The organism is Sphingobium sp. MK2 (assembly GCF_040170545.1).
Taxonomy (GTDB): Bacteria; Pseudomonadota; Alphaproteobacteria; order Sphingomonadales; family Sphingomonadaceae; genus Sphingobium.
Genome location: NZ_JAZDXA010000026.1, coordinates 57,196 through 73,341 on the forward strand (window position 1 = coordinate 57,196; position 16,146 = coordinate 73,341).

Annotated in this window: 15 protein-coding genes and 1 tRNA gene; 5 read left to right on the forward strand and 11 right to left on the reverse strand. The window is 62.3% G+C overall.

Annotated features, from left to right (window positions below; translation table 11 throughout):
- Nucleotides 1-57 precede the first annotated feature (57 nt).
- Entirely contained in the window at nucleotides 58-879 is an 822-nt protein-coding gene (locus V2I08_RS12805; RefSeq protein WP_405053648.1) for a YncE family protein, read from the forward strand.
- 26 nt (nucleotides 880-905) lie between these two features.
- Here V2I08_RS12805 and V2I08_RS12810 read toward each other — a convergent pair whose 3' ends face one another.
- The 4 genes from V2I08_RS12810 to V2I08_RS12825 form a co-directional block, all read right to left on the reverse strand.
- Nucleotides 906-2,516, reverse strand: coding sequence for an FMN-binding glutamate synthase family protein (locus V2I08_RS12810; RefSeq protein WP_349635456.1), 1,611 nt, complete (start codon nucleotides 2,514-2,516; stop codon nucleotides 906-908).
- Between the two features lie 69 nt (nucleotides 2,517-2,585).
- Nucleotides 2,586-4,769 (reverse strand): excinuclease ABC subunit UvrB, encoded by a 2,184-nt coding sequence (gene uvrB, locus V2I08_RS12815; RefSeq protein ID WP_349635457.1) that lies wholly within the window; start codon nucleotides 4,767-4,769, stop codon nucleotides 2,586-2,588.
- Nucleotides 4,770-4,810: 41 nt separating this feature from the next.
- On the reverse strand, nucleotides 4,811-5,239 hold the full coding sequence (locus V2I08_RS12820) for a hypothetical protein (protein ID WP_310220920.1): 429 nt from the start codon (nucleotides 5,237-5,239) through the stop codon (nucleotides 4,811-4,813).
- Entirely contained in the window at nucleotides 5,226-6,131 is a 906-nt protein-coding gene (locus V2I08_RS12825; RefSeq protein WP_349635458.1) for a DNA/RNA non-specific endonuclease, read from the reverse strand. Before V2I08_RS12825 ends, V2I08_RS12820 begins: the two co-directional genes overlap by 14 nt.
- Nucleotides 6,132-6,388: 257 nt before the next feature.
- On the opposite strand from V2I08_RS12825, the gene V2I08_RS12830 reads away from it, so the two are divergent.
- Entirely contained in the window at nucleotides 6,389-6,949 is a 561-nt protein-coding gene (locus V2I08_RS12830) for a DUF3617 domain-containing protein (RefSeq protein ID WP_349635459.1), read from the forward strand.
- Nucleotides 6,950-7,032: 83 nt separating this feature from the next.
- Nucleotides 7,033-7,539 (forward strand): DUF3617 domain-containing protein, encoded by a 507-nt coding sequence (locus tag V2I08_RS12835; RefSeq protein ID WP_349635460.1) that lies wholly within the window; start codon nucleotides 7,033-7,035, stop codon nucleotides 7,537-7,539.
- 225 nt (nucleotides 7,540-7,764) lie between these two features.
- Here V2I08_RS12835 and V2I08_RS12840 read toward each other — a convergent pair whose 3' ends face one another.
- The 7 genes from V2I08_RS12840 to hspQ all read right to left on the reverse strand — a co-directional run bounded on the left by V2I08_RS12840 (nucleotide 7,765) and on the right by hspQ (nucleotide 14,647).
- Entirely contained in the window at nucleotides 7,765-8,418 is a 654-nt protein-coding gene (locus tag V2I08_RS12840) for a YoaK family protein (RefSeq protein WP_349635461.1), read from the reverse strand.
- A 23-nt stretch (nucleotides 8,419-8,441) separates the two neighbouring features.
- Nucleotides 8,442-10,139, reverse strand: a complete 1,698-nt coding sequence (locus tag V2I08_RS12845) for a flotillin domain-containing protein (protein ID WP_349635462.1) — start codon at nucleotides 10,137-10,139, stop codon at nucleotides 8,442-8,444.
- Nucleotides 10,140-10,148: 9 nt separating this feature from the next.
- Nucleotides 10,149-10,748 (reverse strand): OB-fold-containig protein, encoded by a 600-nt coding sequence (locus tag V2I08_RS12850; protein ID WP_349635463.1) that lies wholly within the window; start codon nucleotides 10,746-10,748, stop codon nucleotides 10,149-10,151.
- A gap of 76 nt (nucleotides 10,749-10,824) precedes the next feature.
- Nucleotides 10,825-11,415: a hypothetical protein gene (locus V2I08_RS12855; protein WP_349635469.1), complete on the reverse strand. Its 591-nt coding sequence runs from the start codon at nucleotides 11,413-11,415 to the stop codon at nucleotides 10,825-10,827.
- Between the two features lie 72 nt (nucleotides 11,416-11,487).
- Entirely contained in the window at nucleotides 11,488-13,425 is a 1,938-nt protein-coding gene (locus V2I08_RS12860) for an OPT family oligopeptide transporter (protein ID WP_349635470.1), read from the reverse strand.
- A gap of 120 nt (nucleotides 13,426-13,545) precedes the next feature.
- Nucleotides 13,546-14,319 (reverse strand): GDSL-type esterase/lipase family protein, encoded by a 774-nt coding sequence (locus V2I08_RS12865; protein ID WP_349635464.1) that lies wholly within the window; start codon nucleotides 14,317-14,319, stop codon nucleotides 13,546-13,548.
- Entirely contained in the window at nucleotides 14,276-14,647 is a 372-nt protein-coding gene (hspQ, locus tag V2I08_RS12870; RefSeq protein ID WP_037475101.1) for a heat shock protein HspQ, read from the reverse strand. Before hspQ ends, V2I08_RS12865 begins: the two co-directional genes overlap by 44 nt.
- A 134-nt stretch (nucleotides 14,648-14,781) precedes the next feature.
- Between hspQ and V2I08_RS12875 the strand changes: the two genes are divergently transcribed.
- Nucleotides 14,782-14,871, forward strand: a tRNA-Ser gene (locus V2I08_RS12875).
- A 95-nt stretch (nucleotides 14,872-14,966) separates the two neighbouring features.
- Nucleotides 14,967-16,100: a DUF6538 domain-containing protein gene (locus V2I08_RS12880; RefSeq protein ID WP_349635465.1), complete on the forward strand. Its 1,134-nt coding sequence runs from the start codon at nucleotides 14,967-14,969 to the stop codon at nucleotides 16,098-16,100.
- The last annotated feature ends 46 nt before the right edge of the window (nucleotides 16,101-16,146 follow it).

The following is a 16,146-nucleotide window of genomic DNA, read 5'->3' on the forward strand; positions in this document are numbered from 1 at the left end:
CGCGCAAGAGTCCTATTGCTGGTTTAGATTTAGCGGTCCTCTCTATCGGAAGCCGTCATGCCATTTGTCCTGTTGATCATCGCAAGCCTGTTTTTCGGCCTGGTATCCGCAAGCGCACAGCCGATGGCCGAACGCCCATCGCCGCCGCCCGCCCCGGTGACGATGCGCCTCGCGGCCCCGGAAGCGCATCAGGGCGTCGCATCCGATGGCACCTATCTGTACCCTATCGACAATGACCGGATCGGCAAATATCGGATCGCCACTGGTGAGCGGGTCGCCCAATGGCAGGGCGACCGACGCCTGTTCCCCCACATGAACAGTTGCACCGTGGCGGGGCATGATCTGGTCTGCGCGGCCTCCAACTATCCGCAGGTGCCCCAGACCAGCGCCGTCGAGATTTTCGACACGCGCACGATGCGTCATATACGCTCGATCAGCCTGGGCTTTGGCCCCGGTTCGCTGACCGCGCTGGACCGGCATGACGGGAAATGGTGGGCCGTCTATGCCAATTATGCGGGCAAAGGGGGCGAGCCAAACCGCGACTATCGCTACACGCTGCTGGCCCGGCTGGACGATGCCTTTCGGCAGGAGGCGGCGTGGACTTTTCCTGACGAGGTTCTGGCCCGGTTTGCCCCGTTCAGTTGCTCTGGGCTTAGTTGGAGCAAGGATGGACGGCTCTATGCGACCGGCCATGATCGGCCGGAAATGTACGAATTGGCACTGCCCCAAGCCGGATCGCGACTGGAACTGCGCCGCACGATCGGGATCGCGACTCCGGGGCAGGCGATCGACTGGGACCCGGTGGAAACGGGTCGTCTCTGGTCGATCGACCGGGCCACGACCATGATGGTCGCAAGCCTCATATCCGATGGCGGATAGCCTTTATCGGGTCGGAGCCGCGCAGGCTATCGGTCGGGGCTGTTGAGCGAGCCACGGGCCAGGAAACTGTCCGGATCGGCCATGTCCCACCAGCGCGCATAGTCTTCAGGCGCATGACCCGACATCAGCGCCCCCGGTTCAATATAGCAGTAGATTTTGTCGGCGCTGCGCACGGAATGCGTTCCCTGGCGAATCCGCAGATGTTCGGGACGGAGTTCGGAGGGGTGGGCCAGACCGGCCGCCGCGACATAGTCAGCCAGGGCGTCAACCGTTTCGCGGTGAAAGGCGGTCACGCGCGGCCCCTTCTGATCGACGACCAACCCCGCTTCGCGCCAGCGATTTTGGGTCGCAACGCCGGTCGGGCAGGCATCGGTATGACATTTGCGCGTTTGCACGCAACCCAGTGCGAACATGAAGGCCCGCGCGGCATTGCACCAGTCGGCCCCCAAAGCGAGGGTTGCGGCCATGCTGTGCCCGTCGAAGATTTTACCGGCGACACCGATCCGAATATGGTCGCGCAGATTGGCCCCGACGAGCGCGTTCACGACGAATATCAGAGCCTCGCGCAGCGGCGTGCCGACATGATCGGACAATTCGACAGGTGCCGCGCCGGTGCCGCCCTCAGAGCCATCAATGACGATGAAGTCAGGCGCGATTCCCGTATCGAGCATGGCCTTCACGATGGCGAGAAATTCCCAGCGGTGCCCAATACATAGTTTGAACCCTACCGGCTTTCCGCCGGACAGGCGGCGCAGATCAGCGATCCATGTGAGAAGCTCTCGCGGTGTGGAGAAGGCGCTATGGCTTGGCGGGGAATAGACGGACTGCCCCACGGGAACGCCGCGCGCCGCCGCGATCGCCTGATTGACCTTCGAGCCGGGGAGAAGGCCGCCCTGGCCGGGTTTGGCCCCCTGGCTCAATTTGATCTCGATCATCTTGACCTGATCGCGCGCGGCGTGTTGCGCAAAGGCGTCCGCGTCGAATTGTCCATCCTCTGTGCGACAGCCGAAATAGCCGGTGCCGATTTCCCAGACCAGGTCGCCGCCATGTTTCAGATGATGTGCCGAAATGCCGCCTTCGCCGGTATCATGGAAAAAGCCGCCGGCCTTTGCCCCCATATTGAGCGCTTCGATCGCACGGCCGCTGAGCGATCCGAAGCTGAGCGCGGAGATATTCAGGATCGACGCATCATAGGGTTTGCGACATTCCGGTCCGCCGATCGACACACGAAAACCGCCTTTCACGCATGCGCGCGGGACCACCGAATGGTTGATCCATTCATGCCCCGGCTTTTCGACATCCAGTTGCGTGCCGAAGGCGTTGACGCCCTCCTCACCCTTGGCGCGGCGATAGATCAATGCGCGCTGGCGGTGACTGAACGGGCGACCTTCAATGTCGCTGTCCAGAAGATAGGCCCGCATATAGGGACGCAGCCATTCGAAAAACCACCGGAAATGCGCACTGATCGGATAGGTCCGTCGCAGCGTGTGGCTACGTTGCGCAATGTCCCAGACACCCAGCGCCAGTAGCGCACCGGACGGGCCGAGTAGCCAAAGCGGCACGTCAACGCCCTGAAAATAGAGCCAGGCGAGCACGAGGTTTGTCAGGACGACGACAATCAGGGGAAGAAAGCGCATAAGGCCTGATAGGAAGAATGGGGCAGTAGTGACAGCCAATTCCGCCTAACTGCTGGTTCTCCAGCCAACCTAGCGGCCGAACTTCCTCTGCGTCTTGCCATAGCGCAATTTGCGTGTGCCGGGCTTCCCCTCGGTCGCGCGGCCTCTGGGGGCCGCCACTTGCTGCTCGTGCGGCAGGCCCAGTTCGTCGGCTTCCAGCTTGCGGATTTCGTCGCGGATGCGTCCGGCTTCCTCAAACTCCAGGTCGGCAGCGGCAGCGCGCATCTTCTTTTCCAGATCCTCGATATAGGCGCGCAGATTGTGGCCGACCAGATGCGGGCGGTCGTCCAGGCCGGTATCGACCGTGACCTGATCCTTCGACGCGACATGGGCGATGATGTCGCCGATATTGCGCTTGATCGTCGTCGGCGTGATGCCATGTTCGCGGTTATAGGCCTCCTGCTTTTCGCGCCGCCGCGATGTTTCGCCGAGCGCCCGCTCCATGCTGCCGGTGATGCGATCGGCATAGAGGATCACCCGCCCATCGACATTACGCGCCGCGCGGCCGATCGTCTGGATGAGCGAGGTTTCGGAGCGCAAAAAGCCCTCCTTGTCCGCATCGAGAATCGCGACCAGGCCGCATTCGGGGATATCCAGCCCCTCGCGCAGCAGGTTGATGCCGATCAGCACGTCATAGACGCCAAGCCGCAAGTCGCGGATCAGTTCGATCCGCTCCAGCGTCTCGACATCGCTATGCATGTAGCGGACCTTCAGTCCAGCCTCGTGCATGAACTCGGTCAGATCCTCCGCCATCCGCTTGGTCAGGGTGGTGACGAGCGTGCGGTATCCCTGCGCCGCGACCTTGCGGCATTCGTTGATCAGATCATCGACCTGATCCTCGACCGGCTTGATCTCCACCGGCGGGTCGATGAGGCCGGTGGGGCGGATGACCTGTTCGCTGAACACGCCGCCGGTCTGCTCCATTTCCCAATTGCCGGGCGTTGCTGAAACGCTGACCGTCTGCGGCCGCATCGCGTCCCATTCGTTGAAGCGCAACGGGCGGTTGTCGATGCAACTGGGCAGGCGGAAACCATATTCGGCCAGCGTGATCTTGCGCCGATGATCGCCGCGCGCCATCGCGCCGATCTGCGGGATCGTCTGATGGCTTTCATCGACGAATAGCAGGGCGTTTTCGGGCAGATATTCGAACAAAGTCGGCGGTGGTTCGCCGGGCAGGCGGCCGGTCAGGAAGCGCGAATAATTTTCGATGCCTGCGCAGCTACCCGTGGCCGCGATCATCTCCAGATCAAAATTGGTCCGTTGCTCCAGCCGCTGCGCCTCCAGCAGCTTGCCCTCAGCCTCCAATTCCTTGAGCCGTTCGGCCAGTTCGAAGCGGATCGCCTCCATCGCCTGTTTCAGCGTAGGGCCGGGGGTGACATGGTGGCTGTTGGGAAAGACCTTCACATAGTCGAGGCTGGCAACCTTGCGCCCCGACAGCGGATCGAACTCGACAATTTCCTCAATCTCATCGCCGAAAAAGGATATCCGCCAGGCGGTATCCTCATAATGCGACGGGAAAATTTCCAGATTGTCGCCCTTCACTCGGAAATTGCCGCGCGAAAAACCGGCGTCGTTGCGCTTATATTGGAGTGCGACCAGCTTGCGGATGATCTCGCGCTGGTCCTCGATCCCGCCCTTCTTCATCGAGAAGGTCATTGCCGAATAGGTTTCAACGGAGCCGATGCCGTAAATGCAACTGACCGACGCGACGATGATGACATCGTCCCGCTCCAGCAACGATCGGGTCGCCGAATGGCGCATCCGGTCGATGCTTTCATTTACCGAGCTTTCCTTCTCGATATAGGTGTCGGACCGCGCGACATAGGCTTCAGGCTGGTAATAATCATAATAGCTGACGAAATATTCGACCGCATTGTCGGGGAAAAAGCTCTTGAACTCGCCATAGAGCTGCGCCGCCAGGATCTTGTTGGGGGCAAGGATCAGGGCAGGCCGCTGCAATGCCTCGATCATCTTGGCCATAGTGAAGGTCTTGCCGGACCCCGTAACGCCAAGCAGCACCTGATCCTTCTCGCCCGCGAGAGCGCCCTCAACCAGTTCGGGAATGGCGGTACGCTGATCGCCTGCGGGTTCATAATCGCTGACCAGCGTGAAGCGCCGCCCTCCCTCGCTCTTCTCCGGCCGCGCCGGGCGGTGCGGCACGAAACTGGTGCCGGTATCGGGTTCGTCGAGGGTTGTGCGGATCTGAATGGCCATGGGGGGCAATATGGGGGCTTTGCAGCAGGACGCAATTGACGTCAGGGCTTCAACTCGAATGCGGCGTTGGGCATGGGCGGATAGACCACCGGCTTGTCACCAAAGCGGGCGCGAAGGGCGGTTTGGCGGCGTTCGTCATCGATCACTTCGACATCCACCTCGTCGGGATAACGGTAGTTGATCTCGAACTTTCCATCCTTGATCTCATATTCCAAGATCGACCAGCGCTTGATGCCGCCTTCATCCGATTCGGCATACCAGGCTTTCCAAAGAAGGTCGGAAAGAGCCTCGGTGTCGTCGAGATTTCGAATCTGATGCCCTTCATCCTTGAAGATATTGGGGCTGATCCATCGATCGCCGACTTCAACGTAGAGGAAAATGCCATCGGGATCGCCGCCGACGATATTGACCAACTCCACGCCGATCTCGTTGTAAAGCGGCCCCAGAATGTCGAACTTATCTTTTGCCATTTTCGGCGCCTTTCGCTTCGTTCGGGAACTTCCTTCTGAATTTTTTGCCATTGATCTCCCAGATGACATTGAGCTGGTAGGGCCGTTGCGAAGTTCCTTCATAGAGGGGTTCGATATCCACGAACACCTTATGCCCGGCACGCAATTCCCTGGCCCAGGAATCTTCCATGACGCGATAGCTGCCGCGGTTGAAGTTGGAATTCTGGGCGAAATGGTTGAAGCTGTCGCGGGGGCCGTTGAAACGAGCAGCGATAAAATGGCCGCCATCGTCGTTGGCAAGACGGTCAGGCTTACCCGCCTGTGCCTGACTATGGCGTGATCGCACAGGGGAAGCGGCCAGCGATAGTCCGCCATAGGTCCGGCGATTGCGCGCAATGACATCGATATGGAAATCATAGCCATTCTTCGTCTCCTTGCGCCAGTTGGTATCGAGTATCTGACTGTCCAGCGAAGGCGGATTGGACGGGTCGGCGGGCAATTTCCCGCCATGCGTGTCCATATAATGGGCCAGCGCCAGAAACTTGGTTCTGGCGACCTGCCCTGCATCCAGATAGGCCTGATGCGGCAGCTTGATCCGCTGGCCGATGCGAAGCGGCCGATCGAGCGGATGCTGGTTCAGCCATGCCAGATCGCGCGCGGTCAGCCCCTTGCGGCGCGCGGCGATCTGGGTCAGCGTATCGCCCGACTGCACCATATAGATTGAATGGTTGCCCGGATGATCGGCGCGATGCGGACGGCGATCGGGCATCCCGTCGCCATCCGCGCGAACAGTCCGACGATTCTGACCTCTTGGCGGTGCCACGCCCCGCGCACCGCCAGCCGGAAAATAGCGTCCCTGCCCGGCGAAGGTGAAGCGTCCGTCCTCTTCATCATGCCAGGGGTTGAATTTCATCTCCACAGGAGGCGGTGGAGATTCCATTCTTCGACCAGTGCGAAGGTAGAGGTTGAAGGCCGTTAGTCCATGCTGCTGGCTTGTTTCTTTCACACGCATGCCCCCCGATATGCGAACACCGCCATAGCAAATAATAAGGAACAAATCAAGAACAGTATTGTGGAACGTTGATACCGCCTAAGAATTTGAATTGTCGCTTCGGCCTGATATGCTCTCGAAACAACGGACTGCCACCGCGCGCCAACAGGGGAAATGCGATGACAAAGGCTTTTGGGATTGCCGCTACGGCGCTGCTGATGCTGGCCGCCTGCGGCGACAAGCCGGGCGAGACGACCGGCAATATCGCGGCCACCGATGCGATGAGTCGCGAAGAGGTGAAGGCCGCCATTGATCAGGTCCAGTTGAAGCCTGGCCAATGGGAGGGCCGCTTTACCATCCAGGATATCGACCTGTCCAAAATGCCCGGCGCGCCCGCCGGCATGGAAGATCAGATGAAAAGCATGATGAGCCAGACATCGCTCAAATATTGCGTGACCCCCGAAGAAGCGGCCAATCCCAGTGCGGAGATGTTTGCCGGACAGGACAGTAAGGACTGCGCGTTCAAGGATTTCATCGCCAAGGGTGGCACGGTGAAGGGGCAGGTGTCGTGCAAGGCCGATGGCGGCACGATGAACGCCACGATGGCGGGCACCTATGCCGCCGACAGCTATGCGATGGACATGGATATGCAGATGGCGGGCGGCCCCGACGGCACGGCCATGGCCATGAAGGCCCGGTCAGAGGGTAAGTGGATCGGTACGGATTGCGCCGCGGACTGATGAACACGTATTTCCGCTTGCGCTTTGGGCGGGACGGGTAGAGCCTTGCCCCGATTCCGATGCACAGGAACGGGGGAGAGGATATGGACAGGAGCCTTCTGGCGGCGCTGCCGCTTGCGATCATGCTTGGCCTTGGCGGCTGTAGCAGTGAACCGACACCGGCACCGGCGGTTGAAGACGCGCCGATCGTCATGCAGCCGGGAGAATGGATTCTCACCCGCAAGACCACGGGCTATAACACCCCCAGCGTCACCCCGGAGGAATATCAGGAAGCGCTTCGCCAGGTACGCGAAGACAAAATCTGTCTTGCCATTGCGCCGGACGGGGTGCCGGACATCGCCGCGCTCGCAGGCGCGGAAGGCACGGACTGCACCTATAAGGACAAGTTGGCACGCAATGGCCGACTGATTGTCACGCTGGCCTGCAAGGCGGGCCGGGGCACGTCGGAGATCATGGCGGAGGGTAATTATACCGCCGATACGATGACTCTCGGTACCACCATGACCAAGATGCAGGGAGGGCAGCCGGTGTTGCGCACGACCCACGATCTGACCGGCGAGCGCGTTGGCGATTGCCCGGCACCGGGATGACCGCCCCGCACATGCTCGCAGGGGTGGACTTGTGACGGTTTTGCGCTGGTCACCAGCTCACCACGCCGCCTTAACTCTGATCGCGCCCTCAATCTGCCTACCAACTTTGCGGCCCTGTGATTTATGTTTCGCGATTCGAAAACCGTCGCAATGAAAGCGTTGGTGTAATAATCCCTTGGCCGCTCATAAACGCATGCTGGTGGGGCTGGCGGGCATGAGCGCTGGCTATTGCGCGGCCTGCGCCTTGCCAATGGGGCCGAGATGCAGGCTGTACCCCCATAAGGCAGCACACCAGCCGCACGCCACCCAGAGGGCGGCCAGATCAAGCACGGCGAACAGCGCCGCGCCGATGGTCGCGCCCAGTACCAGACTGAGCCACAGGAGCAGATGGGGCAGCCAGCCAAAGCGCGGCCCGCCAGTCAGGGCGAGCGCGAAGGATTGGCCGAGCTTCACCAGCGCGCCGGTCATGTAGGTGACGCCGATGCTGACCTCTCCGTCACGCTGGAACACGTTATTCACGGCCCCCATCGCGGCGGCCATCAGGAAAGTGATGGCGTCGCCCCGGCGGCCGACGGCCAGGGCGGCGAGGATCAACATGCCCAGCACTGTGGCCAGCACCGCCTGTTTGCGCCAGCGGCCAGCCAGTCTGCCGATCAGCGCCCCGCCAAACACGCCGCCGACAAAGGCACCGATCAGGCCGATGGCCATGCCGGCGACTGCCGTGCCCCCGGCGATGCCCACCGCCATGCGGGTGGAATTGCCGCTCATGAAGGACACGAACAGGCCGCCCAGCTTGAGCAGGCCCAACGCATCGACCATCCCCGCCAGCGCGGCCAATCCAAAGGCCAGCGCATAGCGCGGCAGAGTATGACCAGCCATTCGTCAGGCCACCTGCTGCAGTGTCATGCTGCCGTCGGATCGGTGGTCGGCTCGTCCGGGGGTGGCGGTGCCATATCGGTTGCGCCGCGCACAAGACCCTCCAGGCTGGAGCCGTCCAGACCCAATTCCTTCATCAATCCGTCGATCACCGGCGCTTGCGCACGGTAGCGCAGCGCGGCGGAGACGGCGGCGTTGGCGAGGTTGCCATCCTGTCCCTGACCCGCGGACACGCTGCCGCCTTCGCCGCCCTGTCCCGTGATCCCATCGACCTGCACGATCTTGATGGAATCGATCGCTTCCATCGGCTTGGCGGCCTCACGGACCAGTTCGGGCAGTATCTTGAGCAGGGCCATCTTGGTCTGAAGCGACACCTGGCCGGAGGAGAGGAGATTGGCCGCTTCGTTGACGGCCTGCTGCCCCGCCGCTTCGACCTCGAAACGCACGCGGTCGGCCTCGGCGCGCAGTTTCACCGCCTCGGCCTCACCCTCTGCTGCGAAGCGCACGGCGGCTGCGCGGTCGGATGCGGCCTGCTTCTCGGCTTCGGCTTCGACCTTCACCTGGATGGCGGCGCGCTCGGCCTCGCGGGCGGCGTCGATCAGTTCGATCCGCTTGGTACGCTCGGCAATCTCGGTCTGGCGCGATGTCTGCACCTGTTCCTCGGCCGCGACCGCCTTGGCGCGGGCGGCGTCGGCTTCCGCCTTGGCCTGGCTTTCCTCGCGGCTCTTGTTCTGGACTGCGATCTGCTGTTCCTGTCGGGCCAGTTCGAGCGCCTGTTCCTGGGCGATCCGCGCTTCCTTGACGGTGCGGTCAGCCTCGATCTGCTGGCTGTCGACCAGCTTCTTGGCTTCGATCTTGGCCTGTTCGGCCTCCTGCTGACGCAGCGATTGTTCGCGGGCGATTTCGGCCCCCTGCGCGGCGCGTCGCATCTCGACCTCGCGCTCCTGTTCCAGCCGGGCGAATTCGGTGTCGCGCGCGATCAGCATCGATTGGCGCTCGGCTTCCAGATTCTTGGTCTCGATCTGGACGCGGGTATCCTGTTCGATGTCGTTGCGCGCTTTTTTGCGCAATTCGATCTGTTCGGTCAGCTTGGTCAGGCCCTCGGCATCGAAGGCATTGTTGGCGTTGAAATGTTCGATCGACGTCTGGTCGAGGCCGGTCAGCGAGACGCTTTCCAGTTCCAGCCCGTTCATGGCGAGATCGACCGAGGAGACCTGCTGCACCTTTTGCACGAAATCGCTGCGCTGTTCGTGCAACTGGTTCATCGTCATGCCCGCCGCGACCGAGCGCAACGCATCGACGAACTTGCCCTCGACCAGCTCCTTGAGCGCTTCGGGATGCATGGTGCGCATGCCCAGCGTCTGCGCGGCGATGGCGATCGACTGGGCGTCGGGCCGCACCCGGACATAGAATTCCGCCTTCACGTCGATGCGCAGGCGATCAAGCGTGATGAGCGCATCGCTATTCTTGCGCTCCACAGCCAGCCGCACGGTGTTCATGTTGACCGGCATCGTCTCGTGAAAGATCGGCAGCACCAGCGCGCCGCCGTTCATCACCACCTTTTCACCGCCGAAGCCGGTGCGCACGAAGCCGATTTCCTTCGATGCCCGCTTGTAGAGCCGGGCGATCACGACGCCCAATATGATCAGCAGCAGCAGGATGCTGCCGGCGATCAGCACATAGGGCATGATCGAAAATCCGTCCTGCACGGCGGGCAAATTCATGGCATTCTCCTAGAGGCGGGGCAGATAATGATCGCCATGGCTGATGGCGCGGAAAAGCGGACCGTCGCGGCGGACGAGCAATATGGCTTCGCCCTCCGCCAGTGACTGGCCGTCATTGTCGGGTTCGACCATGACATAATGGGCCTGGCCGTGATGATCCTCCACCCGCGCGCGGGCGGGCGATCCGGCGCTGGCGCGGCCGGTCACGATCTGCGCCGGGCTGCCCACCAGCATGTCGAGCGATACCGCCGTCGTATGGTCGCGCGGTAGCAGGGGGGCGAGCAAGCGCGCGGCAAGGCCGGTGGCGGGGAGGGCGGCGAGCAAGGCACCGGGCACCGCGATCCAGGGCGTCAGCAGCGTGTCCATGAAATCCAGCGCGAGGCGTTGGCCCGTCAGCCCGATCGTGCCGAACATCGCGAGGAAGGTCGCGATCAAGGCGAGCAAGGGCAGGCGGCCAAAGCCGAGCCAGCCCAGCAGATCAGCATCGCTGTCCAGGTCGAGGTCGACATCGCCCGCCAGGCCAAGCGCCTGCACACCGCCGATCAGCAGCATCAACAGGATGGCTGACAGGAAGACGATATTTTCCGGCGCTAAAAGAAAGGCCACCACCCGCCAACCCCCTGATTCGGCGGAATGCTAGACCAGCGATGAGCGGGAGGACAGGATAAAGCGAAGGCGCGTGGCCCTATCGCGCGGCTACATCGCGGCTGAGATAGACCTCCGCGACGCGGCCGTCCTGCATCGCACAGGTGAAGCGGCGGGTGGTGCCGGTGGTGGCGCGGTAGCTGGCGCGGGTTTCGATTTCGCCGTCGATATTATAGCCGCCCTGGGTGGGGCGCGGCTCGTCCATGGCGCGGATTTCAGCATAGCCGCCCTCGCGGGCCTGCGCTTCGTCGCGGGCGGCGAGCGCGCAGGCGTCTGCCATGGCATCGGGGTTGCCCACAACGTCGGAGAAATCCTCCTCGCCGGGTGCTGCCCCTTGCCGGTCCAAGCCATAGTCGGTGCCGGTGGCTGGGGGCGGGGCGTCATCGTCGGCATAGGGCGCGTTGCCGCGGGCGGCCTGCTTGTCCTTGGACAGAGACGAGGCGACGATCGCGACCGCGCCGATCAGCGCGGCGACGCCGACTGCATCGCCAAAGCCGAAGCCATTGCCCCGGTCGCGATGATGATGGCCCCAGCCACGGTCATAGCGAGGGCGCGCTTCGGCGGCGCTGACGCTGCCGAGCATCAGGCCAAGGGCCACCAGCGATCCCGTCATCCAGCGCGTCTTGCCCATCATTCCGATCCTCTTATCCTCCTGCGATGAGCCGACTTGTATCCGCGTTCGGCTGTCGCGCGGCTGAACGGATCAGGTCAGCGGCGCGCTCGCCCAGTGGCGCAGCCGGGCATAGAGGCCCGCGATAACACCGGCGAAGATCAGGATGGCGAGCGGCACGGCCCAATGACTTTCGCCGACCAGCGCGAGCGGCGTGTCGCTGTCCGTCGCGGCCACGATGCCGGCGAAGGCGACGCCGAACAGGCTTTCGCCGACGATGAAGCCGGTGGCCATCAATACGCCCATGCGCTCGGCAAATTCGGGGTTGGACTGGCGCAGCGCCCAGCGATTGTAGAGATGGCCGATCAGCGCGCCGACCGGGATCAGCAGCGTCAGCGCCATCGGCAGATAGATGCCCATGCCGACCGCAAGCGGCGGCAGGCGCAGCTTGCCCGCCTTGCCCAGCAATTCGTCGGCCAGTACCACGACCGCGCCGATGCCCGCGCCAATGCCGATCAGGCCCCAATCGAGATCGCCGCCCAATACGCCTTTGGCGAGGGCAGAGATGAGCGCTGCCTGCGGGGCGGGCAGGGCGTTCGGCCCGGCGCCGGGAGCGCCTGCAAAGCCGAAGGCGCTGTTCAACAGATCCAGCACCGGCGGGATCACCAGCGAGCCGAAGAGGACGCCCAGGATCAGGGCGATCTGCTGCTTCCATGGCGTCGCGCCGACCAACTGGCCGGTCTTGAGATCCTGAAGATTGTCGTTGGAAATGGTGGCGATGCCGAACACGATCGCGGTGGTAAAGAGGGCATAGGCGACCAGCGCCTGGGACCGATCCGGGTCGCCGCCCGACCCGTAAATGGCGGCTAGCATGAGCGATGCACCCAGCACGGCGAGGATGCCGACGCCCGAAATCGGACTGTTCGACGCGCCGATAAGGCCCGCCATATAGCCGCAGACAGACGCAATCACGATGCCCGCGACCAGCACATAGGCCAAGGTCAGCGCAATGACGGGGGCTGGATTGGCGGCGATCGGGCCACCCTGCGCGAAGATCCAGAGCAGGACGCCGATGGGCAGCATGGACGCAATGATGGTGCCGAAGACGATGCCGATGGGCAGATCGCGCTCGGTCAGTTGCAGCAGGCCGGCATTGCCCGCCTTGCGCGTTGCATTGGCGACGAGGGCGGAGCGGATGCCGCCGATGATGGGGCCGAGAATCTTGAGCAAAGTCCAGATCGCGGCGACGCCGATAGTGCCCGCGCCGATGAAGCGCGCTTTGGTGCGGAAGGTGTCGCCGACGATGGTGGCGAGATCAGCGCCTGCAGGCACGGGCGCGGTGAGAAAAGGGACAATGCCGAACCAACTGATCACCAGCCCCACGAACATGGCGACGCCGACCGACAGGCCAACGAGATGCCCGACGCCGATCAGCGCCATCGAAAAGCTGGTCGACATCGATGTCGCGCCGGTGCCGAAGCGGAAGAAGGAAGCGGCTTCCTCGGCGATCAGCCGCGTCTTGGCGATGATGGTGAAGGATGCGGCCGCGACGGCGCTCAGCAGAATGGCGGACAGGCCGCGCTTATTCTCTTCGGCGCCTGCGCGCGATCCCGCGCCGACTTTCAGCACTTCAGCGGCGGCGACCCCTTCAGGATAGGGGAGGTCGGAGCCGGTCACGAGCGCACGGCGCAACGGCACGGAATACATGACGCCCAAGATACCGCCCAAGGCGATGGTGCAGGCCGACAGCCAATAGGGGAAACCCTGCCACCAGCCGATCATCACCAGGCCCGGCAGCACGAATATGATCGCCGACAGCGTCCCCGCCGCCGAGGCGATGGTCTGGACGATGTTGTTTTCCAGGATCGTGCCGGTGGCGAACAGGCGCAGGATCGCCATAGAGATGACCGCCGCGGGAATGGACGTCGCGAAGGTCAGGCCGATCTTGAGGCCGAGATAGACATTCGCCGCGGTGAAGATGAGGGTGATGAGCGCGCCAAGGATGACTCCGCGCAGCGTCAGTTCGGCCATACCGCTGGCCTGTGGCTTGTCTGTTATCACCCTATATTCCCCTGGATCAGCGCCTGCTATATAAACTTGGTAATAATGTTGCTTGGCCGTGGATCAATCGGAAAGTACGACGGGGCGGGGTCAGGACGCCTTTTCCATGGTGCCGGGCACAACGCGATCGAGCCAATTATCTACCAACCGCGTCCAGCGCTGATAGCCTTCCGGCTTCATATGCAATCCGTCGGCGCGGAAGAGGGTGGCGTCCGGCAGACCGTCGCGGGCCAGCAGCAGGCTGCCGACATCGAGATAGGTGAAGCGCACGGTCGGTGCCCGCGCTGCCACTACTTTATTGATCGCTGCCATTTTGGGCCAGAGCGTCCAGCGGATCGGACTGGGCTTGAGCGAGAGGAATGCGATCGGCGTGCGCGGATAGTCTTTGCGCAGCCGCTTGAGCAGGGTCACTATATCAGCGGTAACCCTATCGGGGGTCGCACCGGCTGCCAGATCATTTTCCCCCACATAGACGACGATGCTGCTGGGCCGAACCGGCGGCAGCAGGCGTCGATAATAGCGCAGTACGTCGGGTGTGCTGGCCCCGCCAAAGCCGCGATTGACCGTCGGTATGTCGGTAAAGCTGCCCGCTATGTCCCACAGGCGGATGCTGGAACTGCCCAGGAACAGGGTTGCGCCCTCGACCGGGGGGCTGGCGGCATTGGCCTTGGCGAACGCCTCGATCTCGCGCGCGAAGGGGAAGGCGGGATCGGCATTGGGCGGCCGATCCTGCGCCTGCGCGCTTTGCGTCTGCCCGCCTCCCGCCTGTCCCTGCGCGATGCCGGGCAGCGCGAGCGCCAGCAGCAGCGCGGCGACGCCCTTAATGGCGATGGAGCGGGCGCAGGCGATATTTACCGTCCGCATAGGCACCGAACATGCCGGTGATGGCGGGATGGTCGACCGGCTCGTCGCTGTCGTCGGTGACCAGATTCTGCTGGCTGACATAGGCGACATAGCTGGATTCGCCATTTTCGGCGAGCAGGTGGTAGAAAGGCTGCTGCTTGTCGGGCCGCGCATGTTCGGGGATGGCCTCATACCATTCCTCGCTATTGGCGAAAACCGGGTCGATATCGAACACGACGCCGCGAAAGCCGAACATGCGGTGCCGGACCACGTCGCCGATGCTGAAGCGGGAATGGACGATCGGCGGGGCCGTGACGCCAGCGCCGAAAATCTGAATCGTGTTTCTCATGCCCTCAATTTAGGGTGGTTCAACGCCGACACAAGAAAAAACCCGGAAACCCCGCTTGGCAAGCGCGATTTCATTCGCTAATGGCCGCCGCTCGACCAGGAACGCAGCGGCCATCGGCCCGGCGGACCTTCTGCGGAGAGGTGGCAGAGTGGTCGAATGCACCGCACTCGAAATGCGGCGTGCCCGAGAGGGTACCCAGGGTTCGAATCCCTGCCTCTCCGCCAATCTTTCCGTAAGATTATGAGATAAAACGATTTCTTCCTGATTCTGAGCTGTCGAGCGTTCAACCGCTACATAACGGTGCTACAGAATGAGATCGATGACATATCTCCGGGCGACCACAGACGGTGGTTTTGAGGTCCGCATCACCGTCCCGAAATCGATCCAATCCATCATCGGAAAATCCAATCTGACTCGGCGGTTGGGGCGGGTTTCCCGATCAGAGGCCAATCGTCGGGCGGCACCAGTTATCGTGAAATTCCAACGTCGGATCGAGGCTGCGCGTGCGGGCCGGGTTGAGGAGCATGCAGCGCCGTCGTCGGAACCAGTGGCTCACGTTTGCCCAGTGGAGTCCGCAACAGCGCCCAAGAGGGTTCCCTTCGAGACGATCGTCAACGGCTACCTGCTCGAACGGAAGCCAGCGCCTTCGACGATCAAGCGCTGGAGGCCGGTGTTCGCTCATTTCAAGAGATGGATCGGCCTTGATGATGCGGGCAAAGTATCCTCTGACGATATCGTTCGCTGGAAGACAGAACTGATCCAGTCCGGTGTTTCACCCCGAACGGTGCGCGAGGTCTATCTCGCCGCGATCAAGGTCGTTTTTGGCTGGGCTGCTGAAAACCGAAAAGTGCAACCCAACCCCACCACCGGTATCACCGTCCGGGTGGCCAAAACGGTGCATCTTCGGGAACGAGGATTTACGGCTATTGAGGCCAGAACGATTCTCCGATCGGCCCTTGCTGGAGAGCATGGACAGGTCTCCGAATCACATCGCCGCGCCAGACGATGGGTGCCATTTCTTTGTGCTTATACAGGTGCACGCGTTGGTGAGATAACACAGCTTCGTGGGTGCGATTTCATCCAGCGAGATGGTGTGTGGGCGATCCGGATCACGCCCGAAGCCGGATCGACAAAGTCCGGCTCGGCGAGGTTGGTGCCATTGCACTCTCATCTGATTGAACAAGGCGTGGTGGAAATGGCGCGTGCCTTTGCGTCTAGCCCGATTTTTTTCAATCGATCGCGGGGTCGGGGGGGCGATTCAGCCCATCCGCATCACAAGAAAGTAGGAGAGCGGTTGGCCAGATGGGTCCGCGATTTAGGCGTGGACGATCCGCATATTCAGCCCAATCATGCTTGGCGACACTTGTTCAAAACCTTAGCGCGACGCGCCGGGCTTGATCCCGAAATCCGGGATGTGCTCCAATGTGCAACGACAAATTCGGTAGCCGGGTGACGACAAACGAGATGGCCGGATTTCATGGTTCGAAACGAAAGCGATA

Excerpts from the sequence above, each read along its gene's own strand:
- V2I08_RS12805 (WP_405053648.1), top strand. The coding sequence starts at position 58 with ATGCCATTTGTCCTGTTGATCATCGCAAGCCTGTTTTTCGGCCTGGTA.
- V2I08_RS12810 (WP_349635456.1), bottom strand. The coding sequence starts at position 2,516 with ATGCGCTTTCTTCCCCTGATTGTCGTCGTCCTGACAAACCTCGTGCTC.
- uvrB (WP_349635457.1), bottom strand. The coding sequence starts at position 4,769 with ATGGCCATTCAGATCCGCACAACCCTCGACGAACCCGATACCGGCACC.
- V2I08_RS12820 (WP_310220920.1), bottom strand. The coding sequence starts at position 5,239 with ATGGCAAAAGATAAGTTCGACATTCTGGGGCCGCTTTACAACGAGATC.
- V2I08_RS12825 (WP_349635458.1), bottom strand. The coding sequence starts at position 6,131 with ATGAAATTCAACCCCTGGCATGATGAAGAGGACGGACGCTTCACCTTC.
- V2I08_RS12830 (WP_349635459.1), top strand. The coding sequence starts at position 6,389 with ATGACAAAGGCTTTTGGGATTGCCGCTACGGCGCTGCTGATGCTGGCC.
- V2I08_RS12835 (WP_349635460.1), top strand. The coding sequence starts at position 7,033 with ATGGACAGGAGCCTTCTGGCGGCGCTGCCGCTTGCGATCATGCTTGGC.
- V2I08_RS12840 (WP_349635461.1), bottom strand. The coding sequence starts at position 8,418 with ATGGCTGGTCATACTCTGCCGCGCTATGCGCTGGCCTTTGGATTGGCC.
- V2I08_RS12845 (WP_349635462.1), bottom strand. The coding sequence starts at position 10,139 with ATGAATTTGCCCGCCGTGCAGGACGGATTTTCGATCATGCCCTATGTG.
- V2I08_RS12855 (WP_349635469.1), bottom strand. The coding sequence starts at position 11,415 with ATGGGCAAGACGCGCTGGATGACGGGATCGCTGGTGGCCCTTGGCCTG.
- V2I08_RS12860 (WP_349635470.1), bottom strand. The coding sequence starts at position 13,425 with ATGGCCGAACTGACGCTGCGCGGAGTCATCCTTGGCGCGCTCATCACC.
- V2I08_RS12865 (WP_349635464.1), bottom strand. The coding sequence starts at position 14,319 with ATGCGGACGGTAAATATCGCCTGCGCCCGCTCCATCGCCATTAAGGGC.
- hspQ (WP_037475101.1), bottom strand. The coding sequence starts at position 14,647 with ATGAGAAACACGATTCAGATTTTCGGCGCTGGCGTCACGGCCCCGCCG.
- V2I08_RS12880 (WP_349635465.1), top strand. The coding sequence starts at position 14,967 with ATGACATATCTCCGGGCGACCACAGACGGTGGTTTTGAGGTCCGCATC.